Source organism: Cellulomonas biazotea (genome assembly GCF_004306155.1).
Taxonomy (GTDB): Bacteria; Actinomycetota; Actinomycetes; order Actinomycetales; family Cellulomonadaceae; genus Cellulomonas; species Cellulomonas biazotea.
The window spans coordinates 1-4,787 of sequence record NZ_BIMR01000118.1 but is presented as its reverse complement, the minus strand read 5'-3'; the positions used below and the strand labels follow the sequence as shown (position 1 = coordinate 4,787).

5 protein-coding genes are annotated in these 4,787 nt (G+C 72.3%); all 5 read left to right on the top strand.

The features are described from left to right. Positions 1-192: 192 nt before the first annotated feature. Positions 193-450: a TilS substrate-binding domain-containing protein gene (locus tag CBZ_RS22095; protein WP_307720749.1), complete on the top strand. Its 258-nt coding sequence runs from the start codon at positions 193-195 to the stop codon at positions 448-450. 2 nt (positions 451-452) lie between these two features. Further along, entirely contained in the window at positions 453-1,004 is a 552-nt protein-coding gene (hpt, locus tag CBZ_RS09190; protein WP_130781264.1) for a hypoxanthine phosphoribosyltransferase, read from the top strand. Between the two features lie 155 nt (positions 1,005-1,159). Beyond that, on the top strand, positions 1,160-3,214 hold the full coding sequence (ftsH, locus tag CBZ_RS09185) for an ATP-dependent zinc metalloprotease FtsH (protein ID WP_130781263.1): 2,055 nt from the start codon (positions 1,160-1,162) through the stop codon (positions 3,212-3,214). A gap of 4 nt (positions 3,215-3,218) precedes the next feature. Continuing rightward, the gene (folE, locus tag CBZ_RS09180) at positions 3,219-3,830 is read left to right on the top strand and encodes a GTP cyclohydrolase I FolE (RefSeq protein ID WP_246013200.1); all 612 of its coding nucleotides are present in this window, start codon (positions 3,219-3,221) and stop codon (positions 3,828-3,830) included. A 33-nt stretch (positions 3,831-3,863) separates the two neighbouring features. Next, positions 3,864-4,787, top strand: a 924-nt coding sequence (gene folP, locus CBZ_RS09175) for a dihydropteroate synthase (RefSeq protein ID WP_373862159.1), incomplete at its 3' end; no start/stop codon positions are given.

Below are 4,787 nucleotides of genomic sequence, written 5' to 3'. Positions count from 1 at the left end.
ACCCTCCTCACCACCGCCACCCTCCCCACTCCCACCACCACCCCCACCCCCACCACCCCCACCACCTCCGGCGTCGAGTTCGTTACTTCGCGTCGAGTTCGTGAGCTAGAGGTCACGACTTCGGCAGGAAGTCACGAACTCGCGGACGGGCGCGGGGGAGCGCCAGCCGCTCCCGGGAAGGAGGAGCGGGGCGTGGTGGTCGACGTGCGGGTGCTCGCGGGGGCGCTCGACGCCGTGCGGCGGCGGGCGCTGCGGCTCGCGGCGGTGCAGGCGGGATGCCCGGCAGGGTCGCTGCACCGGGTCCACGTGCTCGCGCTCGACGCGCTCGTCGTCGACTGGCACGGGCAGGGGCCCGTCGACCTGCCCGGCGGGGTCGCGGCCCGCCGGGCGTGTGGCAGGCTCTTCCTCGGGCCCGCCGGGCCGGAGCACGACGGACGACAGGAGCGGTGACGGTGGACCCAGTCGACATGGGCGACGACCTGGAGCGTGTGCTGCTCACGGAGGAGCAGCTGCACGCCAGGCTCGACGAGATCGCCGCGCAGATCGACGCGGACTACGCCGGCAAGGACCTGCTCCTCGTGGGTGTCCTCAAGGGTGCGGTCATGGTGATGGCGGACCTGGTCCGGCGCCTGCACTCGCCGGTGCAGATGGACTGGATGGCGGTGTCGTCGTACGGCTCGGGCACCAAGTCGTCGGGCGTCGTGCGGATCCTCAAGGACCTCGACTCCGACCTGCTGGGCCGTCACGTCCTGGTCGTCGAGGACATCATCGACTCGGGTCTGACGCTGTCGTGGCTGCTGTCGAACCTGCGCTCGCGCGGCCCGGCGTCGGTCGAGATCGCGACGATGCTGCGCAAGCCCGACGCGGCCAAGGTCGAGGTCGACGTCCGCTACGTGGGCTTCGACATCCCGAACGAGTTCGTCGTCGGGTACGGCCTGGACTACGCGGAGAAGTACCGCAACCTGCCGTTCGTCGGGACGCTCGCCCCGCACGTGTACGCCTGACCTCGGCGTCGGGCGCGCCGGTGCCGGGCGCCGGGCGAGCCGCAAGGGCCGATGTGCCCTGGGCGAACAGGGCGGGGACCGCCCAGGAACACCGTGTAACTTCGAAGGCCACCAGCCCTGCGAGCGGAGGATGAGGGGCCTGGCCCCGATCGCCCATGAACTTCAAGCGACTTGCCCGTGGTCCGATCCTGTGGATCGTGCTCGCCGTCGTCCTGCTCTGGATCGGCGCCACGGCCCTCACGGCCCCCCGCATCAGCCGGATCGACACCTCCGACGGGCTCGAGCTCCTTGCCACCGGCAAGGCCGAGTCGGCGAAGATCACCGAGGGGTCGCAGCGCGTCGACCTGACCCTCGAGGACGACTTCGAGAAGGGCGACGAGAACTTCGGCAAGCTCGTCCAGTTCAACTACGTCGTGCCGCAGGGACCGGCGGTCGCTGACGCGATCGCCGACGCCGACCTGCCGGACGGCTACACCTCCGAGGTCCCGCAGACCTCGTGGTGGTCGAGCCTGCTGAGCATCGTCCTGCCGTTCGTCATCATCCTGGCCGTCTTCTGGTTCCTCATGTCCAACATGCAGGGCGGCGGCTCGCGGGTGATGAGCTTCGGCAAGTCGCGCGCCAAGCTGGTGAGCAAGGAGTCCCCACAGGTCACGTTCGAGGACGTCGCCGGCGTGGACGAGGCGCTCGAGGAGCTCCAGGAGATCAAGGAGTTCCTCTCCGAGCCCGCGAAGTTCCAGGCAGTCGGCGCGAAGATCCCCAAGGGCGTCCTGCTGTACGGCCCTCCGGGCACCGGCAAGACGCTGCTCGCGCGGGCGGTCGCGGGTGAGGCGGGCGTGCCGTTCTACTCGATCTCCGGCTCGGACTTCGTCGAGATGTTCGTCGGCGTCGGCGCCAGCCGCGTGCGCGACCTGTTCCAGCAGGCCAAGGAGAACTCGCCGGCGATCATCTTCGTCGACGAGATCGACGCGGTCGGCCGGCACCGTGGCGCGGGCCTCGGCGGCGGGCACGACGAGCGCGAGCAGACGCTCAACCAGATGCTCGTCGAGATGGACGGCTTCGACGTCAAGACGAACGTCATCCTCATCGCCGCGACGAACCGTCCCGACATCCTCGACCCTGCGCTGCTGCGCCCGGGCCGCTTCGACCGCCAGGTCGCCGTCGAGCCGCCCGACCTCAAGGGCCGTGAGCGGATCCTCCAGGTGCACGCGCAGGGCAAGCCGATGGCGCCGCACGTCGACCTCGTCGCGGTCGCGCGCCGCACGCCGGGCTTCACGGGCGCCGACCTGGCGAACGTCCTCAACGAGGCCGCGCTGCTGACGGCCCGCCAGAACGCGTCGATCATCGACGACCACGCGCTGGACGAGGCGATCGACCGCGTCATCGCGGGCCCGCAGAAGCGCACGCGCGTCATGAACATCAAGGAGCAGAAGATCACCGCGTACCACGAGGGCGGTCACGCCCTGGTGGCGGCGGCCCTGCGGTACACCGACCCGGTGACGAAGGTGACGATCCTGCCCCGCGGCCGGGCTCTCGGCTACACGATGGTCATGCCGACGGAGGACAAGTACTCCACGACGCGCAACGAGCTGCTCGACCAGCTCGCCTACGCCATGGGCGGTCGCGTCGCGGAGGAGCTCGTCTTCCACGACCCGACGACGGGCGCGAGCAACGACATCGAGAAGGCCACCGCGACCGCCCGCAAGATGGTCACGGAGTTCGGCATGAGCAGCCGGCTCGGCGCGATCCGGCTCGGCCAGGGCAACCAGGAGGTCTTCCTGGGCCGTGACGTCGGCCACCAGCGCGACTACTCGGAGGACGTCGCGGGGTCGATCGACCTCGAGGTGCGGGCGCTCATCGAGCGTGCGCACGACGAGGCGTGGGAGATCCTCGTCGAGTACCGGGAGGTCCTCGACCACCTGGTCCTCGAGCTCCTCGAGAAGGAGACCCTCAACGCCGAGCAGCTCGCGACGATCTTCGAGCCCATCGTCAAGCGCGAGCCGCGCAAGGTGTGGCTGTCGAGCGACCAGCGCGCCGTGTCGCAGCAGGGGCCCGTCCTGACGCCGGCCGAGAAGGCCGCCCAGAACGGCCACCCGGTCATCCCCGAGGACGAGGCGGCCGTGGTCGGCGACGAGAACCCGGTCCGCAAGATCGTCGAGCTGCCGCCCGAGCAGACGCCCGACGCGCACGGGTGGAGCCGCGAGGGTGAGTGACGGCGTGCCCTCGCAGATCAGCCCGGTGACGGGCGTCGGCCGTGCCGTCGGCGAGTACGACGAGGCCCGTGCGGAGCGTGCGGTCCGCGAGCTGCTGCTCGCCGTCGGCGAGGACCCCGACCGCGAGGGCCTGCTGGAGACGCCGGCCCGCGTGGCGCGCGCGTACCGGGAGATCTTCGCGGGCCTGTACCAGGAGCCGACGGACGTCCTGACGACGACCTTCGACATCGGCCACGAGGAGATGGTCCTGGTCAAGGACATCGAGGTGTACTCCACCTGCGAGCACCACCTCGTGCCGTTCCACGGCGTCGCGCACGTCGGGTACATCCCGGGAGCGGACGGGCGCATCACGGGCCTGAGCAAGCTCGCGCGGCTGGTCGACGTGTACGCGCGCCGACCGCAGGTCCAGGAGCGGCTCACGTCGCAGGTCGCCGACGCGCTCGTCGAGGTCCTGCAGCCCCGTGGCGTCCTGGTCGTCGTCGAGTGCGAGCACCTCTGCATGTCGATGCGTGGGGTGCGCAAGCCCGGGTCGCGGACCGTGACGTCGGCGGTGCGCGGCCAGATGCGCGACGTCGCGACGCGCGCCGAGGCGATGAGCCTGGTCCTGGGCCGCTGACGCTGCTCGTGACGCGCCCCTAGGCTCGGCTCCGTGACCCGCCCCGACGTCCCCGCGACGGCCGCCCCGCGGTCCGGCCCGCTGCCGTTCCCCGCGCACCTGCGCGACACCGGCCGGACGCTCGTCATGGGCGTCGTCAACGTCACGCCGGACTCGTTCTCCGACGGCGGCCGCTGGTTCACGCCGGGTGCTGCCGTGGCGCACGGGCTCGAGCTCGCGGACCAGGGCGCGGACCTGCTGGACGTCGGCGGCGAGTCGACGCGGCCCGGCGCGCGCCGCGTGCCCGTCGAGGACGAGCTCGCCCGCGTCCTGCCGGTCGTCGAGGAGCTCACGGCCCGCGGGCTGGCGGTGAGCGTCGACACGACGCGCGCCCAGGTCGCGCGCGCGGCGGTCGAGCGGGGCGCGGTGCTGGTCAACGACGTGTCGGGCGGGCTGGCCGACGACGCGATGGCGGGCGTCGTCGCGGAGACGGGCGTCGCGTACGTGGCGATGCACTGGCGCGGGCACGCCGACGTCATGGACGACCTCGACGACTACGACGACGTGGTGGCCGACGTGCGTGCCGAGCTCGCGCAGCGCGTCGCGACGCTGCGGGCCGCGGGTGTCCGCGACGAGCAGGTCGTGCTCGACCCGGGCCTGGGGTTCGCCAAGCCGGGCGCGAGCAACTGGCCGCTGCTGGCCCGTCTGCCGGAGCTCGTCGCCGACGGCTTCCCGGTGCTGGTCGGCGCGAGCCGCAAGCGTTTCCTGGGTCACCTGCTGACCCGCCCCGACGGCACGCCCGCCCCGCCCCTCGCGCGCGACCGGGCGACGGCGGCCGTCTCGGCGCTCGCGGCGGCGTCGGGCGCGTGGTGCGTCCGCGTGCACGAGGTGGCAGGCTCGGCCGACGCCGTCCGGGTGGCGGCGGCGTGGCGGTCCGCGGGTGCGGTCGGTGACGCCGCCGGCGGGACGGCCCGGGAG